Annotated in this window: 17 protein-coding genes and 1 tRNA gene; 14 read left to right on the forward strand and 4 right to left on the reverse strand. The window is 48.8% G+C overall.

The annotated features are described in order from the left end of the window. The first annotated feature begins 112 nt into the window (after positions 1-112). Genes lexA through VMY05_06445 form a run of 4 tightly spaced genes read left to right on the forward strand, consistent with a single transcriptional unit; the run spans position 113 to position 2,417 of the window. Positions 113-613: a transcriptional repressor LexA gene (gene lexA, locus VMY05_06430; GenBank protein HUV30703.1), complete on the forward strand. Its 501-nt coding sequence runs from the start codon at positions 113-115 to the stop codon at positions 611-613. Between the two features lie 11 nt (positions 614-624). Further along, on the forward strand, positions 625-867 hold the full coding sequence (locus tag VMY05_06435) for a DUF2188 domain-containing protein (protein HUV30704.1): 243 nt from the start codon (positions 625-627) through the stop codon (positions 865-867). Between the two features lie 10 nt (positions 868-877). Beyond that, complete coding sequence (locus VMY05_06440) at positions 878-1,777, forward strand: nucleotidyltransferase (protein HUV30705.1); 900 nt, start codon at positions 878-880, stop codon at positions 1,775-1,777. A 7-nt stretch (positions 1,778-1,784) separates the two neighbouring features. After that, entirely contained in the window at positions 1,785-2,417 is a 633-nt protein-coding gene (locus VMY05_06445) for a hypothetical protein (GenBank protein HUV30706.1), read from the forward strand. 483 nt (positions 2,418-2,900) lie between these two features. On the opposite strand, the gene VMY05_06450 is transcribed toward VMY05_06445, so the two are convergent. Then, entirely contained in the window at positions 2,901-4,511 is a 1,611-nt protein-coding gene (locus VMY05_06450; protein ID HUV30707.1) for a recombinase family protein, read from the reverse strand. A gap of 304 nt (positions 4,512-4,815) precedes the next feature. Between VMY05_06450 and VMY05_06455 the strand changes: the two genes are divergently transcribed. The 8 genes from VMY05_06455 (at position 4,816) to VMY05_06490 (ending at position 14,220) form a co-directional block, all read left to right on the forward strand. After that, positions 4,816-5,034 carry a helix-turn-helix transcriptional regulator gene (locus VMY05_06455; GenBank protein HUV30708.1) on the forward strand — a complete coding sequence of 73 codons (219 nt, stop codon included), beginning with the start codon at positions 4,816-4,818 and terminating at the stop codon, positions 5,032-5,034. Between the two features lie 847 nt (positions 5,035-5,881). Further along, positions 5,882-6,418, forward strand: coding sequence for a crossover junction endodeoxyribonuclease RuvC (locus tag VMY05_06460; GenBank protein ID HUV30709.1), 537 nt, complete (start codon positions 5,882-5,884; stop codon positions 6,416-6,418). A 772-nt stretch (positions 6,419-7,190) separates the two neighbouring features. Beyond that, complete coding sequence (locus VMY05_06465; GenBank protein ID HUV30710.1) at positions 7,191-8,294, forward strand: replication-relaxation family protein; 1,104 nt, start codon at positions 7,191-7,193, stop codon at positions 8,292-8,294. 191 nt (positions 8,295-8,485) lie between these two features. Continuing rightward, positions 8,486-9,979 carry a tetratricopeptide repeat protein gene (locus tag VMY05_06470; GenBank protein HUV30711.1) on the forward strand — a complete coding sequence of 498 codons (1,494 nt, stop codon included), beginning with the start codon at positions 8,486-8,488 and terminating at the stop codon, positions 9,977-9,979. 106 nt (positions 9,980-10,085) lie between these two features. Next, complete coding sequence (locus VMY05_06475; protein ID HUV30712.1) at positions 10,086-10,289, forward strand: hypothetical protein; 204 nt, start codon at positions 10,086-10,088, stop codon at positions 10,287-10,289. Then, entirely contained in the window at positions 10,286-10,909 is a 624-nt protein-coding gene (locus tag VMY05_06480; protein ID HUV30713.1) for a hypothetical protein, read from the forward strand. Before VMY05_06475 ends, VMY05_06480 begins: the two co-directional genes overlap by 4 nt. A 2-nt stretch (positions 10,910-10,911) precedes the next feature. After that, the gene (locus VMY05_06485) at positions 10,912-12,690 is read left to right on the forward strand and encodes a type IV secretion system DNA-binding domain-containing protein (GenBank protein HUV30714.1); all 1,779 of its coding nucleotides are present in this window, start codon (positions 10,912-10,914) and stop codon (positions 12,688-12,690) included. Positions 12,691-12,933: 243 nt separating this feature from the next. Beyond that, on the forward strand, positions 12,934-14,220 hold the full coding sequence (locus VMY05_06490; GenBank protein HUV30715.1) for a site-specific integrase: 1,287 nt from the start codon (positions 12,934-12,936) through the stop codon (positions 14,218-14,220). Here VMY05_06490 and VMY05_06495 read toward each other — a convergent pair. Together VMY05_06495 and VMY05_06500 are read right to left on the reverse strand one after the other, a co-directional pair. Continuing rightward, positions 14,199-14,275, reverse strand: a tRNA-Met gene (locus tag VMY05_06495). The genes VMY05_06490 and VMY05_06495 overlap by 22 nt on opposite strands. 143 nt (positions 14,276-14,418) lie before the next feature. Continuing rightward, on the reverse strand, positions 14,419-15,471 hold the full coding sequence (locus VMY05_06500; GenBank protein ID HUV30716.1) for a hypothetical protein: 1,053 nt from the start codon (positions 15,469-15,471) through the stop codon (positions 14,419-14,421). 381 nt (positions 15,472-15,852) lie between these two features. Here VMY05_06500 and VMY05_06505 point away from each other — a divergent pair, with 381 nt between their 5' ends. Beyond that, positions 15,853-16,866 carry a DUF362 domain-containing protein gene (locus VMY05_06505; protein HUV30717.1) on the forward strand — a complete coding sequence of 338 codons (1,014 nt, stop codon included), beginning with the start codon at positions 15,853-15,855 and terminating at the stop codon, positions 16,864-16,866. A gap of 88 nt (positions 16,867-16,954) precedes the next feature. Here VMY05_06505 and VMY05_06510 read toward each other — a convergent pair whose 3' ends face one another. After that, positions 16,955-18,310: a cation:proton antiporter gene (locus VMY05_06510; GenBank protein ID HUV30718.1), complete on the reverse strand. Its 1,356-nt coding sequence runs from the start codon at positions 18,308-18,310 to the stop codon at positions 16,955-16,957. A 264-nt stretch (positions 18,311-18,574) separates the two neighbouring features. Here VMY05_06510 and motA point away from each other — a divergent pair, with 264 nt between their 5' ends. After that, positions 18,575-19,432 carry a flagellar motor stator protein MotA gene (motA, locus tag VMY05_06515; protein HUV30719.1) on the forward strand — a complete coding sequence of 286 codons (858 nt, stop codon included), beginning with the start codon at positions 18,575-18,577 and terminating at the stop codon, positions 19,430-19,432. Positions 19,433-19,435: the final 3 nt, after the last annotated feature.

Genomic DNA, 19,435 nt, shown 5'->3' on the forward strand with positions numbered 1-19,435 from the left:
GACAGCTCCACTTCCGCTTCCCGAAGCTTGCGGACGATACTTTCTACTGTAAATCGTTGCCTGCCCATTAGATCCTCCTTCCTCGATCCAGTCCAACATAATAACTCTCAAACTGGAACGAAATATGGGGGGCAGGTCAGAGAAACTCGAATCTAAGGGTTTCATATCAAGGCCAGGTCGGGGGCAAATACGGTTGCGTAAGGAAAAGCCCGGAACAGATTCCCACGCCAAGACGGTAGACGTTCCTCTTGTCGGTTCAGCACCTTGCGGAACTCCTGTATTTGCTGATGAGAACATAGAAGGAGTCTTCCCTGTGTCAACCAAGCTAGCTCGGGCTCCATATCGTTACTTTCTACTCCGAGCCATTGGTGATTCGATGAATCAGAAAGGTATTCAAGACGGCAATCTTGTTTTGGTTCGCCAACAACCGAGTGCCGAAAATGGCGACCGTGTTGTCGCCTTGATTGACGAGGAAGCGACTATCAAAGAATTTCATAGAACCAGTAATGCAATAATCTTGAAACCAAAATCAACTAACAAACAGCACCAGCCAATAATCCTGACCAACGACTTTCAGATTCTAGGCGTGGTGCAAACAGTAATAGAATTATGAGGTAGCAAATTATGTCAAACTATCACGTATCGAAAGACCAGAAATCTGGACAATGGAAAGTTCAGCGCGAGAATGCAAAGCGGGTTAGCGACTTTGCCAAGACCCAACGTGAAGCAGAGCAGATCGCCAAACGACTTTCTGGAAACTCAGGTGGCGGCGAGGTTCGCATTCATGGATTAAACGGCAAGATTAGGGATAGTGACACCGTCCCGCCGGGGAACGACCCCTGTCCGCCGAAAGATAAGAAACATTAATTAACCAAATATGAGCTTTGAAGATACGTTCAAATCATGGGCTTCGCCACCGAGCCAGACAGAACAGGAGAAGTGCGACAACGCCGCCAGGCAGATTAGTACCGCAATCAGAAGCTCCAGCAAACTGAGCGAATATGACATTACAGTATTTCCTCAAGGGTCCTATCGCAACCGAACAAACGTCAGGCGCGAAAGTGATGTTGATATTTGCGTTCTCTGTACCAACGTGTGTTTCGCAGACTATCAATTCGGAGAAGGTCTCACCGACAAGGATATTGGACTCAGTGATCATCCTTACACGTATACGATGTTCAAGAACGACGCGCATGCTGCACTGAATGATTATTTCGGGGCGTCAAACGTACAACGAGGCAACAAAGCTTTTGATATTCACGAGAATTCGTACAGGGTTGATGCGGATGTAGTGGCCTGTTTCGAACATCGGCGCTACATGAGAACCGTAAATGGCGGTCACCGGTACGAATCGGGAACCGAGTTTCGGCCAGATAATGGTGGCAGCGTAATCAACTGGCCTAATCAAAACTACGATAACGGTGTGACCAAGAATAAGAACACAAGCAAAGGTTTCAAGGCGGGGGTTAGGATATTGAAGCGTCTTCGCAATACCTTGGAAGATAACGGTTATGAAGCAGCGTCACCGATTCCATCGTATTTGCTGGAATGCCTAGCGTGGAATGTGCCTGATGAGGGATTTCATAATCAGACATACACTGCAGATGTTCGCTACATCCTTACCCATCTTATTAACAGCACCATCTCTAAGGAAAATTGTGATGAGTGGGGGGAAATCAACGAGCTTAAATATTTGTTTCGTGGGAGCCCACCTTGGACCGTTGAACAAGTACATAAGTTTGTTGTTGCCGCTTGGGACTATATAGGATTTAAATGAAGACAGTATGAATTCCATTCGTGATCAAATCTCAATTGGGTTTCAAGCAGCAGTGTTCCTGCTGATTTGGGTTGTGCTACTTGTTATTAAGGGGGTGTCATTAGAAATCGGGTGGGAAGCCGTAAAACTAATTCCAGATGTTATCGGAGTCTATGCTCTTTTGGTGTTTGTCTTTGTCAAATGGCTTTGGAAATGTTCTGTTTTCCGTAGGTGGTTAGTGACGACACCAGTCATTCAGGGGACTTGGAAGGGAACTATGCAAACGACTTGGAAAAATCCTGACACAGGACAAATACCAGGGCCAATCGAGGTTTACATAGTGATTCGACAAACACTTCGGACTACAAACATCACTATGTTTACGGAGGAATCGACCTCCGAAAGCGACGCGGCTGCTTTATGTATCGATGAAGAGGTTGGTAAGCAGATTCTCAGCTATAGTTATTCCAACGTGCCGAAGTCTACCGTTAGAAACCGTAGTGAAATACACTATGGTTCTGCACGACTGCGAATAAGTTTGAGATCTGAGAAGATACTTGAGGGAGAATATTGGACAGACCGCAAGTCCACAGGTCATATGAAGCTGACTTATTACAATAAAACAAAGATCGAGCGATTCCCCCTTAATCAGGAATCATAATAAATAGGAGTCTAAGATGATAGACATACAGTTCAAAATCAATGGTCGAGCAGTTAGTCCCAATAGAATTGGGGATGTCCTTGAGAAAGCAATCTATGATCACGTCATTGAGTCCGTTAAGAAGAAACTCGGCTCAGTAAGATGCCCCAAACATGGGAAATCACCTAAAGTGACAATTGTTGGGAAATCGATTGATAAGGTCGAATATCAGATTACGGGTTGTTGCCAAGATGTGATCGACCGCACTCGTAATTACTTACCGGTTAACAATATTTTGAGTAGTTATAGTGTTTTTTCGACTCCAGGATAAAACAGCGGAATACCACACCTCCCCCGACGCTGCTTGTAGTGAAGCTTTTAAACGTTCTCTCCCATATGACGGGATTAAACAGATTAGGCTTTTCACACCCTATTTTGTGGAAAACTCGATAATTTGCTAAAATAAGTTCGAACATTATCGACTAAGGTCAGCCTAAAGTCCCATCATTTTGTGGATAACGCCCAGATTTTTTGATAATAGGTTCGAACTTCGTCCACTAATCCCCGAAGCCTGGAAACAGCCCTGTCTAAAGCAGGGTTTTTTCCGTTAGGTAAGCCATGTATTAAGGGTTCGAACCGAATATTATAGGGCTTGATGGATTCTATGTGATTGAAGATATTATCAAACGGTTCTTTGGCTTGTATTAGCAGATTTTTGTCCGTCAAAACGAGGTTCGAACCGATCTGACGTACTGCTGCTTTTTTTTCTTCGATTGACCCGGACATAAATGATTGCCTTAGTTTTGTCATGAATTTGAACGCGTCAATTGCTTCTGCTTTTGCACTGTCATATCCATCGGTGGCTTTTCTAAGTTCACGTTCCAGTAATTTCTTTTCTTTTTCCAATTCTTGTTTTTTTGACAAGAAATCTTCATCGCTCAGTAATTCTCTCAGCTTTATTTTCAGGAGTTCCGATAGATTCTTTTCATTCTGAACAATCCTTTTCTTGAGCGAAGCAATCTCCATTTTGTTATTATTTTCATGCGGGTCTTCCTGCGTTTCACTGATATGCAGAAGGAATTCGAGCAAATACTGATCGTATGTGACCGAGTGCAAGTAGGATACGAATTGTTCATTAAGCTCTCTCTCTTCGATATATCTCTGTGAACATCTTGTCCTTCTCTTGGTGCAATGATAGTAGATGTACTTGCTTCCAAAGCGATTTGTTTTGTGCTCGGCAGTTATTGAGGCTCCACATTCACCGCATTTTATCAGTCCGGTATACTGGAATCTATATTGCTTTGGTCTTGTCGAGGTTGGTGAATGAATAAAGCATTGAACTTTGTGAAACTCCTTTTTTGTGACCATTGGTTCGTGGTTGCCCTTATATAACTTTCCGTGATATTCAAACGTACCATAATAAAACGGGTTGGAGAACATATAGTATACCGATGAATGGCTTATTGGATTGCCCCCACCGGATTTGTATATTCTGGAGCGCAGTCCATATTTGTTACTGCCGATATCCAAGACTTGCGGAAGCGTATAGCCACCTGTCAGCATCAAATCCCACATTTTTCGGATAATCTTAAATCGTTCCGGATCAGGAATTATAGTATGATCCTCTAATTTGTTTAGGTATCCCAGCGGTGCTTGGGCAGGGTACCATCCTTTTTCCAGTTTTGCTCTTTGTCCTCGCTTAACATTATCGCTCAGGTCGTCAATATATTTCTTGGCCATACCAAATTCCAGTTGTAGCCAAAACTTGTCATTCCCGGAATTGAAGAATGATCTTTGTGGTGTATGAATATGCTTGAGCTTGTTTTCTTCCATAGCCCAAATGAGAGCACCGCCGTCGATAGGGTTGCGAGCAAGTCTGTCAAGTTTCCAGCAGAGTAGTTCTGTAATCTTGTTGTTTTGTATGTCAGCATAAAGTTCGTCAAAAACTTCCCGGCCGGGAGCTTTTGCGGATTTGCTTTCAGTGAAAACCTTATCGACGATCCAGTTCATTCTAGTGGCGTGTGCTTTCAGTTCCTTGACCTGGGATTCAATAGACTGGACTTGTCTATCTTCTGATTCAGTCGATTTTCTTGCGTATATTGTTACGTGATTCATTTCCCCTAATGATGTTTATGAGATTCAAAAACCGAGTGATGATATCCAATGCTTCTTGATCGGATATTTCTTTCTCATATCGCAATCGGTATATGTGTCGGAATGTTTGTATTTGTTTTTGTGTAATGGGCATGGGGGATATTATACCTATTACGTGGCTGTTTTGATAGTGAGACAAACCGGTGTGAAAGTCCCCCCACTTTGTGGAAAACCGATGCGATCAGTGAGCGTAGTCTGCTACTTGATAGTCCGTTTTGTACCATTCTGTATTGGAGTATATCATATATCTATAAAGCACACAAATATGGAAAGCATTATCTATTCAAAAGAACATAAGAGACTCATAGGCCGAATTGTCAAGGCACGCAAAGAAGCCGGTTTGAGCCAGGTCGAAGCCGCAAAGCTCTTGGCGAAATCCCAGTCGTATATGTCCAAAATTGAACTCGCCCAGAGGAAGATTGATGTAATTGAGCTTAAAAGGCTGGCACAAATATACAAAAAGCCAATGAGCTACTTTTTGTAGGCAATTGTAAGGTTTTCTGAAGCATCAATAGAATAATTAGAATACATGTGTAAAATGACCGCACATGTTTTTTGTTTTAGCTGATCGGCTTCCGGTTAAATGACAAAATCGTCATTTAAAGCTAAGGCTTGCAATTTTTCGGAATATCCTGTAAAGTTATCTGTTTTTATTTGCAAAATCAAAGCTATCCTATGGAACAAGCCATTCATGGGCATTTGTCCTATTGTTCACTATTACTATCCACATTTTGGTGGTACTTCGGCTTATTGATACTCAATAACGCATGTTTTAGGGTTACTTAAGAAAACAAAAATAAAAATCGCAAATTCATGTCCCGTGACCTAAAAACAATTGATAGGAATCAAATCCGAAGATACCGTAAGAAACGGTATCTTCGGCAGCGGGACGTTTCGGAACTGTTAGGACTGAAACAACCGTGTGATATCTACCGCTGGGAAACTGGTCAGAAACTACCTTCACTGAGAAATGCCCTGAAACTATCCGCTGCACTCAAATGTCCTGTCGAACTGTTGTTCTTAGATCACTATAAGCAGATTCAACATGAGATGTACGGGGAACACTTGGAATGAACTATTACAGCTTTATAAATAATCACTAACCAAAACAAACATGCAAATTCAAAAGAAAGAACCGTCGTCAAAAGACGATCTCGCAACCGAGATTGCCAAAACATTTCAGGAGGCACACCGCACCGAATTGTACCGGTACATTTTCCAAAGGCACGATGAGTCGACCATCAGAAAAGCTTTTGAGGAAACCACCAAAGTACCGGTCAGCAAAATCAGGAAGTCGAAGTCTGCCTTATTCTTTTATCTCCTGAACAAATATGCGGAAAAATAAAATAAAAATCCTGGCAATTGATCCCGGAACCAGGCACATGGGATTCGCTTCTTTCGAAGGAACAGAGCTTGTCGATTACGGAGTCAAGACTATCAGACAAGGCTCGGATGTAGTAATTCTCACGCACCTTGAGGAGATTATCAGTCGCCTGATGAAAGAGAAGAAACCGGATTATCTCGCTCTGGAACGAAATACATTTTCTCAAATCAAACAGAACTTTCGGTTAACGCTGGGTATCTCGAAAATGAAGTATATCGCCAAGAAGCTTGGTGTGCTGGTCTACGAATATGACCCCAGAACGATCCGCAAGGAGATATGCAATGACGGAAATGCCAGTAAAATCCGGGTCGCCCAGACGATTGTGATCTCGTTCGATGAACTGAAAGTGTATCTCCAGTCGGACAAAAAATGGGTCCTGAGATATAATCTGAACTTACTCGACGCTGTTGCAATCGGCTTAACCTTCATTCGCCAGAATATCAGCAGTGCCCGATCAACCCGCAACTGGCTATTGGCCAGATAATTGTGTATCTGACCAGATAGATGTTCATCTTGACAGCCCGAAACACATGTAACCCTAACCATAGGCTAATTGTAAATATCTATGAGTGTTAATTTAAGAAGACGACCTTTTGGAAAGGAAAAAATCCATGTTGGTTTACCGTCAAAATGCCGAATCTGCAAACAGAAGCTTAAATTCGGCAAACTATGCTATTACTGTAAGAAACGACGAACATCGTAAGCTCCTTGAAAACAATTTCAATCGGTGATTGAAATACGACCACTTGCGTCGTGGTCGTTAAAGATAAGACGCCCCCTCGTCGGTCTGGTTCACTCCATCACTTTTCCCTTGCCAGAAGCACTAAAATTATGCTTCTTGAGAGTAGAAATGATATATTTTCATTTCTACTTTCGACAACACGTAAGGTGTTGTGAGGTAAGGGGAACGTGATGTCGCTCTCCGCCCGACTTCGCTCCCTTCCCTTGGCTCTCTGCCTAGTCTGCTTCTACCGTTAACGACGACGGATGTGCTGGTGAAACAAATCCGAAGCAGACCAGGAACCGGGAGAGCCATCGGCTTCGCCGGAAACAATGAATTGTTTCCTTACTCGGGTTTGCCCCGCATCTACATGTCAGCGGAGGGGCAAACCGAAGCGAGCGAAGTCGGGCGGACACGAATCGTCAGCCAAAAACCAGTATCCTGCGGATTTCGGTTTTTGGGACGAGTTCGGCCTCCGACGAGGGGGCGTCTAAGATAAAGATTCCGGCAAGCCGGAAACGGGGATTACAAGAAGATGACCAAACCCACCCAAAAGAAACGACTCTCACGATATGTCCCGAATAAAGGGGCTTTCCCTGATTTGGTTTTGAGAGACCGGGATTTCATGATCCTCAGGTTGGTCTATGACCATCGGTTCTTAAGTAGTGAGTTGCTCTGGCAACTGTTGCAGACAGATAGCCAGTCCCGCGCCGTTTCATATTCCGTTGGCTCGGACGGCAAGAAACGTCCCACAAGCCACGGATTTGGACCACAGGCGTTGTCCAAGCGGCTAAAACAGCTTTTCAACGCTCGGTACCTGGAACGGCATTACATTACCGATCAGCCGATGGGCAGAGGGCATGGCTCGCCGCGAGCCATTTACGGTCTGGGACCGGCATGCCCGAAGATTCTCCAAGAAAGGCTCGATATTCCGCCTAGAATTACTCAGCGGATTATCGAGAGCAACAAGGTCAAATCTCCGTTCTTAAGGCACGCTTTGGAAGTGGCTGCATTTCGAGCGATTCTTGAACTGGCCTGCCAACGGCACGAAGACAAGTTCAAGCTGCTTTTCTGGGAGCAGGGCGATTCCATCAGGGACTCTGTAATCGGAGTCAATGAAAAGGGCCAAGACGAACGGTTTCCGGTTCACGCAGATGCTTTTTTCGGTTTGGAAGTTATCGGTGAAGGCAAAACGCATTTTTTCTTGGAAGTCGATCGGGGAACCGAACCAATCGTGTCGTCAAAGCAACGCACCGACATAAGGCGGAAACTTATTGGATACCGGCTGTATCGTAAATCGAAGAAATTCCCAAAACGGTACGCGTACCGGCAGCTTCCAAATGGACAAATTGTCGGAATCGACGCGTGTGTCGACCGCTTTATTGAAGACCGTCAGATGATTACCGGCTTTCAGGTTCTTTTTGTAACCCCCGGAGCAGTCAAACCGGACAAACGCCTGTCGGGACGCATCGCGAGCATATTTGCGGAATTTCCGGCTCTGGGGAAGTTTTTCGTAACGAATTCGCTGTTTTGGTTCACTCCACCGGAATCATTCAGCATTAAGGAACCGGAATCGATATTTTCCAAATGCTGGATCACGCCGAACCCGCAAAACGACCTGATGAGCATGGTGGAATAAAATGGAGTTCCAGCTTCATACATTCCGTTCTCCTCGCCATTTGACCAAGCTGTCATGTAGGAGCAGAGCACGTTATAGGTGGTAGCGTTGCTCTGGTCGTTTGAGGACTTCCGCCTCATTGAAGTCCCAGGCGATGCGGAATGATGAAGCTGGAATTTTACAGAAGAGACAATATTGATAAGGACTGAGAAATGAAGAAGGCTTCGATTGAATCCATTGAGGCGTATGTCAAGAAAGCGGATGACCGTTATTGGAACGACGATTTTACATCCGCTATGAAACTCTCCGAAAAGGGGTTGATACAGGCTAAAGCTTCAAAGGATTATGAACGTCAGATCGAATGCCTTCTTATCCAGATGAAGTCGCATATGTCTTCGGGAGAAGCGTCCAAAGCGAAACGCCTATCCGCGACAATCAATAAACTCGCTTCCGATAAATGTTCTCGCTCGACATACGCCAATGCCCTGATTGAGTCGGGCTACTTATACCTTCAATACTTGGAATACAAACAAGCGGAAGAGTTCACCGTCGAAGCGTTAATTATCGCCAGAGATGAAAGTCTTCCTGATCTTGAAGCCGATGCTTTGGTACAGTTGGCTTCGCTGGATAGCCTTCGGCAGAATTTCAAAGAAGCTTCCGTGTATCTCAGAGAAGCTCTGAAAATATCCAAGCACTTAAAACGAACCGAAGCCATGCTTGAGGCAATTATTCAGCAAGGGCTTGTATGCGGAACGGTCGGTGACTATGACAGGGCGTTGGAATTATTCGAGCAGGTCGAATCGCTGTCCGAGAAACACAAGCTATACGATTACCAAGTCGAGAGTATCTTAAATCAGGGCGATATATTCCGCTCAATAGGGGATTTTGACAAAGCGGAAAGGCTTTACAACAACGCCCTTGATAAATCCGACAAGCGCAAAGTGCCGACCAAAACCGCCGAGATTCTCAGGCGAGTCGGCAATTTGCTTTTGCATAAACAGGACTTTGAGCGAGCTTTAGAGTGGTATCGCTTTTGCGAAAAGCAAATCAAGAAATTCAAATCCGAATCCTATTTTCCTTTTGTTGCGTTGGGATTCGGAACCGCCTACAACGGTTTGGAAGATTATAAACGAGCCGTCGAATATTTCTGGCGCGTACTCGATACGATAGCACCCAGCTATTTCCTGCACAGCAGTATCTTGAAGCAAGTTCTGGAACAGCTCAGCCTGTCATTGGGCTATCTCAATAAGAAAAGCCAGAGTAAACAGGTAGGCGAATTAGCCGGCAAAGTACGCGAGTTGACCAATACCGGAATAGATAGCTCGCATCAGACAGGCTTATTCATTAAAAAGCTGGAGAATGAACTGAACATTCTTATTGAATCACTCAAAACCGAACAGCTCACCATGTTCTCTCGTGACGGCGTTCGTGTCGATTTGAAGACCGGAGAAATCTACGGAGACGGAAACCTACCAATAAACCATTTTTCCAATTTACAGCTGGAGATATTCAGGCTGTTAGTCGAGAACGAAGGTACTGCCGTCAGCAACAAAAGGATTATCGGTTGCTATGAAACATACGTTGATGATTTGCAGGGAGTGCCACGTCGAGCGCATTATTTCATTGCGGAAATAAGAAACAAACTCGGTAGCAAGAAGATTATCAAGACCGAGACCGGTTCCGGTTACAAAATTCCCCGCCTCTGATTCTATCCTTACAATCCTTACAAATCCCCTGTGTGGACATAACAGCGTCTATTACGCAATTTGATTCCGTGATTAGAACAACAACCCTTAACCGAAAGGATGAATCATGGAATCACAAAAGGAAACCGGTCGCAAAGAGCAGGAAACTCCCGATATCGGAGCCTCGATCTTCGCCGGAGCGCTTGTCTGTTTGGCAGTCTATGGAGGCTACAAGCTCTTCCAGAAGGAAGTGAACCAGGCACCTCTTCTGGGAAGCGAAGTCGACTCCGAGATCCTCAGCAAGATTGTCGATCAGGAACTGAAGTCGTGACTCTGCCAGTCAAACAGGAAGGTAGTGCCGAGCAAGTGCTCGGCACTACCTCTCTGGAGATGGTTCGAGGAAGGGTTATGCGCAATGTTTATGACAATCCTGACCTGAGCTGGAGCCAACGAGAGAGAATCATCGAGGAACTTGATGTTCTCATTGAGAACGAGAAATGCCGTCGAGCACAACTGGCAGCCCGCCAGTGGCAGAGAGAGGAACTGGAACACAAACTTGTGATCACCCAGAAGCAGGCGGACATATATCAGAAGTATGCGGATATCGTTAGCAAATTGAGATTGCTTAAGGCGGGGACTGATCGAGCCATAGCACGCTACGAGCGCGACAGTCTCATGTACAAAGTAGACATAATCGAACGGCTTGTGCAGATAAAAGCCAAATACAAACCGGTTGAAAAACAGGACGAGCATCTCAAAGAGCTATCGAAAATCAAGAAACAGCAAAAGCTGTCCGAGGCACGAGAGCAGGCGATTCTGGATTCTATCGCCAAAAGAGTCATGAGCCGGGCAGCCTTTATCAAAATGGTAAACGAAAAGTTCCCCGATACGGCTGACGAATTTATTGACTTCTATGACCGTCAGATATTTCAGCGGGGAACGAGGAGATAACAATGGAACGAGGATTTAATATCGGTCAGAATACGCTGAACGGCAGACAACAGATAATTGATTATGACGATATGTTCCTACATTGGCTCATCGTGGGCGGAACCGGCAGGGGCAAGAGCAAAATGCTGGAATTGCGGATACGGTATCATCTTGATAATAATCACGGGTTGATACTGCTCGATCCACACGGCTCACTCTACGACGACTTACTGGCGTATGTGACGGTTGCGGGCTATCGTAATCGTGTCGTTTTAATCAATCCCAATGATAATGAAAACTCAGTCGGCTTAAATTTCCTATCGCCAAATGGCATGGACGTGTCGGCGCACGCTTCACAGGTAATGAAGGCAATTGCGAAAGTGTTCGGAGAAGCGGAAGGTGAAACAAAACCGAGATTGGAACGCTGGCAACGCAACCTTCTCATGTCTTTGATTGAGGCGAATCTGACGTTGGCGGACATGCTCGATTTCCTGTCGGTCTCAAGCTCACTCTATCGGGAATCGGTTCTGGATAATGTTCAAAATAACTATGTCAAAAGAGAGTGGCAGGGTTTCGACGCAATTACCAAACGGTCGGAAAAGGAGAATTTAATCGAAGCTCCGTTGAATCGAGCCGCGAAGATGATTCTCTCAGACCCTATCAGACGCATTATCGGGCAAAGGGAATCGACCATCGATATTGGCGAAGCTATCGAGAAGGGACGGATTATTCTGGTCAACCTGGCACCCCTGAAAGTTTCCAGAGAGTGCCAGCAGATTCTGGGGATTCTCTTGGTTGACCAGATTATAAACTACGCTTTCCAACGAACCAAACGGCAGGCGAGAAAGCCGTTTTTCGTTATTGCCGATGAAGCTGCTGAGCTGACTTCCAACGACCTTCCATATTCGCTTCAGGCACTTCGCAAATTCGGAATTTACTTCACACTTTGCTATCAAACACTGACTCAGATCAAACGCATCCCCGGATACTTCGAAAACGTCATGACCAACTGTGATGTAAAGGTAGCGTTCAAGTCGAGCAGGCAGGACAGCGAAGAATTGGTCGGTGAACTGTTTGCCGGTCAGATACATGGAGACAAAATCAAGGATGAAATCCATCACACGCTTTTGACCCCTCATGAGACGGTTCGAGAGGTAGTAAGTAGCGGAACGTCAACTTCCCGAACAAAAGGCGAGGTGAGTACCGAAGGTACTTCCGACAGTTATGGGGGCGGTTCGGGTTCATCAAATTCATTCGGTTCGGGAAGTGCGAATCATCTTATTCCTGCCGATGGCTTTTTGTATCCGATGGATGTTTATTCAATGACCAATTCAGAGTCATTCGGTCGCGCTTCGAATGATTTTTCTATGTCGTCATCCGGTTCCTCTTCAAGTTTCAGTGAGACTTTGAGCAACAGCGAATCGGAATCCAGCAGCAAATCCATCGTGCCGTTTTATGAGTTTATGCGAGAGCAGGAATTGTCGAGCCGTCAGTTTTACTCGATTGAAGAGATTAAGGAGCAATATATAGCATGGGTTATGTGCCAACCCCAGCGACACGCCCAAATCAAGCTGAAAGACGACAATACCATGCCGGTATTTATCGCTTATGTCGATGAGGTTCGGGTACGAGAAAAAGACTGTCAAAAGGTGGTCGCCCGCTCCAATGAAAAGTATGCGTTACCGGCAGCCACCGTTGACAAGCTTATCGAAGAACGAAGATTGCAAATCGTTCAGAGAGAATCTACGGTCATTGACGTAACCCACGAAGAGGAAGAAATCGTAAACAGCCGTTGGCAATAGGAGATTGATATATGCAGAAGTTATTAAATGTTCAGGAATTGGCTGAAAAGCTAAACGTACCGGTCTCATGGATTTATGACCGGACTCGAAATGGAAGCACGGATCATATACCGCATTACAAAATAGGCAAATATCTGCGGTTTGCAGAGGAAGAGGTTATCGATTACCTGAGAATCAAATGTGTGGACAGTCCGCAGTAGCCTATGTGATTGACAATGATTTGTCTAATTAATACATTGCGGTATGCTCGCAACCGTTTACCACAATCACGAAACCAATCCGTCAGTCTTGGCACTGCCGGATATGGTTCGATTTATTCAATCTGCCACACAGAAAGGAGGTGAAAGCGAATTGGCAAAAGGAAGCGTTGTGCAACGCTCTGGAAATTGGTATGCGGTTTATCGGGACGGAGGAACCCAGAAATGGGAACGAGCTGGCGGTAGCAAAAGAACCGCAGAGAAGCTCTTGGCAAAAAGGATGAATCAGATCAATGCCGGAACTTATCAGGAGTTTGAGAAGATTCTCTTCGAAGAGTATTCGGCAAAATGGTTGTCTGACTATGCCAAAATCTCTGTGAAAGCATCTACTTACAACAGCTACGAAACCATCGTGAGGCTTCACTTGAATCCTCGTTTTGGTAAGCAGTTCTTGCATCGGATATCGACGTCCGACATTCAGAAGTTCGTATCTGAAAAGATTACGAAAGAAAAGCTGACTCCGAAATCCGTTGTAAACTTTTTGGTGCCTCTTAAGGAAATGTTCAAGCATGCCGTTGCTTGGGGATTTATCAAACGTGACCCTTCACTGTATGTGAAGCGTCCCCGTGTCGAATTGGAAGAGATGGATTTTTTCACACCCGAAGAAATTCGACTTTTCCTTGATAATGTCAATCCAAACCATTACCCGCTGTTTTTGACAGCCGTAATGACTGGCATGCGACGCGGAGAGCTTTTGGCTTTGCAGTGGGTCGATATTGATTGGAACTCCAATCAAATATCGGTCAGACGTTCGATCTATCGAGGAGAATTCGTCAATCCGAAATCGAAGAATTCAATTCGACGGATTGTTATTACTCCAATACTTCGTCAGGCATTTGAACAGCATCGTTTACTTGGAAGAAAATCCGAATTGGGTTTGATATTCTCCAATGAAAACGGGTTTCCCCTTAATCCCGAAAACCTAATCAAGCGGGAGTTTCATTCCGCACTGGACAGAGCAGGCTTGCGCCGGATACGCTTCCATGATCTCCGGCACTCTTACGCATCACTGTTAATCTCTCAAGGAGAGAACATTAAATTTATCCAGTCTCAACTCGGTCATTCGTCGGCAAAAACGACTCTTGATCGCTACGGACATTTAATGCCGAACCTTGAAAACGATGCGGCTCGGAGATTAGACAAAACAGTTTTCGGAAATTTTGTTAGAAAACTGTTAGAAAATCCGGTTTCTGAAGGTATTTCCCCAAAAAAAGGAACCCCCGAAGTTGTTGAACTTCAGGGGCTTAAGCTTGGTAGCGGGGGGCGGATTTGAACCGCCGACCTTCGGGTTATGAGCCCGACGAGCTACCAGACTGCTCCACCCCGCGATCAAGAGGCCCAATATACCCTCATCCTCAACTGCTTGTCAAGCCCCAACAATGATTCCTATCGGCTCGGTGCGAAGATCGTCGGTGATGCGGCCCTATCTCTATCCCCGGACGGTGCTTGCGGCCGGGATCACGCCGCCCGGCTACAGGCAGGCCGGGTCAGGCCCGCTGATGAACAGGTAGGAAATCAGGAACGTGACGTCCCCGATATCAATACCGGGGACGCCGTCCACGTCGGCCGCCGGCTCGTATGGCGGCACCGGCCCGCTGATAAACAGGTACCGGATCAGGTAGGTCAGGTCCCCGATATCCGGACCCTCGTGGTCGTCGTTGACGTCGCCGCAGAGGGCATCCAGGATCGTCACCACGCCGTCCTGCAGGGAGAGCGCAGTGGTATCGATTCGCAGGCTCGTGACGGTGTCGACCGTGAATGAATCCGCCGGGGGTCCGGTGACTTCCAGCCAGTGAATGCACCCGCCCCCAACAGGGTCGGTCTGGAGGCACGAGTACCAGCTGGTGTCGTAAACAGTGTCAGTGACGGTCGCGATATACAGGACGTCCTGGTCAAGGAAATAGCAATCACCGAGACCTTCGGCCTGAACGTGGATGGTCGTGGCCAGGTCGCTGAGCGTGTCGGGGTAGTCCTTGATATCGGCAATGATCTTCAGCAGCGGCGTCTCTCCGTCCTGGGGAAAGCTGATTCCGGTCGTATAGGGAGGCATGGCACTCACCGCCGCCGTGATGACAAGGTCGGTGCCGTCACCGGCCGGCGAAACTGCCTCGAGTGCTTCCCAGCCGCCGATGAGCGTGCCGATAGTATCGATTTGTCCCAAGGCCGCCGTGGACGGGGCGGTGGTGTACCGGTCGTAGGCCCAGCATCCATAGGTTACCGAGTCGGCCGGGACGACCGATGAGCTGACGCAGCTTCCCGTCGAACTATACTCGTTGCAGATATAGTACGTGGTGTCCGTGACAGCGACGGCAGAGGTCCTGAACGCCATGATGTCGTCGCGGTCAAGCCCGAGCGTAAGCCGGAACCCGGCCACGGAGTCAGTGAGGTTGCTCAGGGACACTGAGATGACCGCCTGTTGATCCCCGGGCCAGATAGCGGTGTCCTCGACCTTTATTTCGATTATGGGCTCGGCCTGAACAGCCGTTCCAAAACCTATGAGTGCAGCCAGCATGAACAAGGCCATGGGCGCATTCCGGGTTGAGTTCCTGCTATGCACAGTTCAGTTCCTCCGGCATGTTGTATTAGATTGCAGGCTGAATCGCTTCCTTGGGAAGCCGTAGACGTGTAGCCTGCTTCCTGTCTTTTGTAAAGACGAAAAGTGTCTCTTTTTGTTCGCAAAAACAGGTACCTTGCACTGAAAAAGAACCCTATCGCCACCGCCGGAAACCGAGGCCCCGCACCCGCAACGCGCGCCGGGGCGGCCGTCGCGGAACCGGCGAAAAAATTGAACTTTCCCGTCTTAATATCGTCTATTTGGGAGAAACTGGTCTTTTGATATTCAGGCGGGCCCGTATCCGGCCTTCGCATCTGCGCTTTCGGCCAATACGCATTAGGAGAGGACGGCATGGACGATAAAGAGCTTTCCCGACGGAGCTTCCTTCGCATGGTCCCGGCCGCGGTCGGGGGCATCGTCACCCTGGGAACCATTCCGCAAGCACTGTCCGCCCCCGTTCCGGCGGTTGGGCCGCGCGTGCGGGTTCCGAACCCGTACGTTGCCGCTGATTCAAAGCCGCTCCTGGTTTGCGTGGAGGGGACCGATATTCAGCGGATGCTCAAGAAGGGTCTGGACGTCCTGGGCGGACTGGGGAAACTGATTTCTTACAACCAGGACGTGTTCATCAAGCCCAACTGCAATTTTGCCGATCCCTATCCCGCCATTTCCAGCGTGGCCTGCGTCCGAGCCGTGGTATGCGAGGCAGTGGCCGTGACCGACGGTAACGTCAGGGTGGGCGATCAGGGTTATCAGCCCGATACCGCCGTCTACGGGCACATGAATCTCGAGCATCCGGTGACGTCGGCCGGCGGCAGCCTGGAGCATCTTGAGGCGACGTACGACGTGCGGGCGAGTCACTGGAATCCGGGTGTGCCGGATCACAAGGTTTACACCCAGGTGTACGATGCCTCAGTCCTGCTGAATCTCTGTTCGCTCAAGCGCCATTTTGCGGCCAACATGTCGTGCTCGCTGAAGAACAACGTGGGCACTGTCGCAGGACCAAATGCCGCCGCCACGCGCGCCTACCTTCACGCCATCTACAGCGAACTCGATGACGCCCCGTTTCAGCGCGAGGTCGCCGAGATTGCGGGCCTGGTGAATCCTGACCTGAACATCGTTGATGCCCGGGCGATTCTCACGGTAAACGGTCCGTTTGCCAACCAAGGTGTTGTCGAACATGCCGACAAGCTCATCATCTGCGGTGACATGGTGGCCACGGACGCTTACTGCTCCCAGCTACTGGCCGCCCACGACGAGACCTTTGACCCCGGCGTGCTGGCGCCGTTGCTGCAGCACGCGGAAACGATCGGCCTGGGGACGTCGGAATTGGGCAATGTCGTGATTATCGAGGCGACGGAGTCCTGAGGCTCAGTCGCGCCCGGCCGGGCGGGGCACGCGTATTCAGGGCAAAAAAAAACCGGCCCCTACGGCCGGCTTTTTCTTTCGCACGAGGTTATTTTTGCTTCTCTCCTCGAAGCAGCGACATCTTGAGCACGGGGGGCGTCACGAGCGTGGTGACGATAACCATGATGACCACCGCCGAATAGGTGCTCGTGGACACCACGGCATTGCCGTCAAGCATCAGCTTGGCCCCGATGCCGGCGAAAATCAGCCCCACTTCACCACGAGGGATCATGCCCAGGCCGACGGCGAATCGGTTGATGGCTTTATCCCAGACGGCCAGCGCGCACACTTGCTTGCCGACGATGGCGGCCAAGGTGAGCACAACGGCAAAACCGAGAATCTGCACCTGGCCGAAGGTGGTCAGGTCGACGAGCATTCCCATGCGCACGAAGAAGATGGGCACCAGGAAGGTGGCAATGGGGGCGATCAGTTCCTGGAGTTGGTGTTCACCGCGATCCCGGAAATTCTTGGTCTGCACTTCCTCGAGAATCAAACCGGCGGCAAAGGCGCCCACGATCGGGGCCAGGCCGACGGCACCGGCCACATACGCCAGCAGGAAACAGATCAGAAGGCTGAATGACAGAAGTACCCCGGTCCCCTTAAGTCTGAAGCCCAGCTTGAAGTAGGTGGGGAGCACCAGCGATCCGATTACAACCGCCCCGATGATAAACAGCACGGCCTTGGCCACGATCCACAGAACGGCCGCGGAGCTGATACCCCCGGCGTCTCCTGAAGCCGTGGCCACAATAATACCTGAAACCACGGCCAGTATCACCAGGCCGAGAATGTCGTCGATTACAGCCGCCCCCAGAATTATTTTGGCTTCCGTGCTCGTAATTTTACCGATGTCTTTCAGCACGCGCGCGGTAATGCCGACCGAAGTAGCGGTCAGGGTGGCGCCGATGAAGACATGGACCAGTGTCGGTTCGTTAGGCAGGAAGATCACCCCGACGCCCCAGCCGAGAAAGAAGGGAGCCACGACGCCGAAGACGGCAACCATGAACGACGTCACGCCGACCTTCATCATCTCGCGGACCGTCGATTCCAGTCCCACCTCGAAGAGCAGGATAATGACGCCGATCTCAGCCAGGATTTCCAGCGTGAGGTTGTGCTTGAACGGTTCGAAGACGTCGAAGCCGATCAGGTGCAGGTTACCGATAATCATGCCCATGACCAGCTCACCAAGCACAGCCGGTTGTTTGAAACGTTCGAAGAAGTCGCCGCCCAGTTTTGCGGCAAGAAGAATGACAATCAGCTCGAGGAGTACGACGAGGACCGGCCCGCCGTGGTTGCCACCCCCTTCGGCAGACTCAGGGCCGTTCGATGCAAAGGCAATACTGTAGCCGGCGTAAACTCCGATAATGGCGAGCAGGTGCCATAGCCGTCTGTTCGTCAGAAAACGCAAGCAATCACCAGAGTTGATCAGGTTGTCAATGATCTCAGTCGCTCGTTCCGTCGATCGGACCGGCGAATAATTGGGCGGAATTTACATCGTTGTGCCTACCGGGGCAAGCGCTTTTTGCGGAGATTCTTCGTTTTCGGACGGTTTTGGCCGGGGTGTACGGTAGTCCGGGCGGCCCGGCTACAGGTTTTGCCAGAATTTCCGAAAAGTATAATGATGGTATCGAGTACGGCGCGGAGTGTACGTTCGGGGGAAACAGGATAAAGTATGTCAATATTTATCGGCCTTGCCATTGTTCTGGGTTCGGTGCTCGGCGGCTTTCTGATTCACGGCGGTCAGATACTGGCCCTGAACCAGCCGTCAGAGTTTTTAATCATCGGCGGGGCGGCGCTCGGCTCGCTGGTTATCGCCACGCCGTTTCCCGTGATAAAAAGCATAGTCAGACAGATCAAAAGTGTTGTGGGCGGGGGGATGAAGAAGCAGGACTACCTGGAGTTGCTGGTCATGATGTATGAGGTGTTTAATGTGGCGCGTCGGGACGGTCTGGTGGGGCTTGAGAACCACATTGAGAAACCCCATGAGAGCAGCATCCTGCAGCGGTATCCCGCCTTTCTGAAGAACGAGCACGCGGTGGCGTTCTTCGCGGATACCATGCGGGTCATTATCTCCGGTTCCGTACAGCCGCATGATCTGGAAGATCTGATGGATGAGGATATTGAGGTGCTCTACGAAGAGGGGCTGCAGCCGTCGCAGGCACTGAGCACGGTTGCCGACAGCCTTCCGGGCCTGGGCATTGTCGCGGCGGTGCTGGGCGTGGTAATCACGATGGCGGCTCTGGACGGTCCGCCGTCGGAGATCGGTCACAAAGTGGCCGCAGCACTGGTCGGAACGTTCCTTGGCATTCTGGGCTGCTACGGTTTTGTCGGCCCGCTTGCGGGCAGCTTGAAACACCGGACCCACGACCTTAAGCAGTATCTCTCGTGCATGAAACAGGCCCTCCTGTCATTCCACAAGGGAGTCGCCGGTGTGATCGCGGTGGAGTTCGCGCGCCGTTCACTTTTTGCCGAGGCACGGCCCGGGTTCATCGAACTGGAAGAGGCGTGTAAGGAAGCCAAGAAAAGGTAAGCG

Source organism: Acidobacteriota bacterium, assembly GCA_035529075.1.
In the GTDB taxonomy this organism is placed as follows: domain Bacteria; phylum Zixibacteria; class MSB-5A5; order GN15; family FEB-12; genus DATKXK01.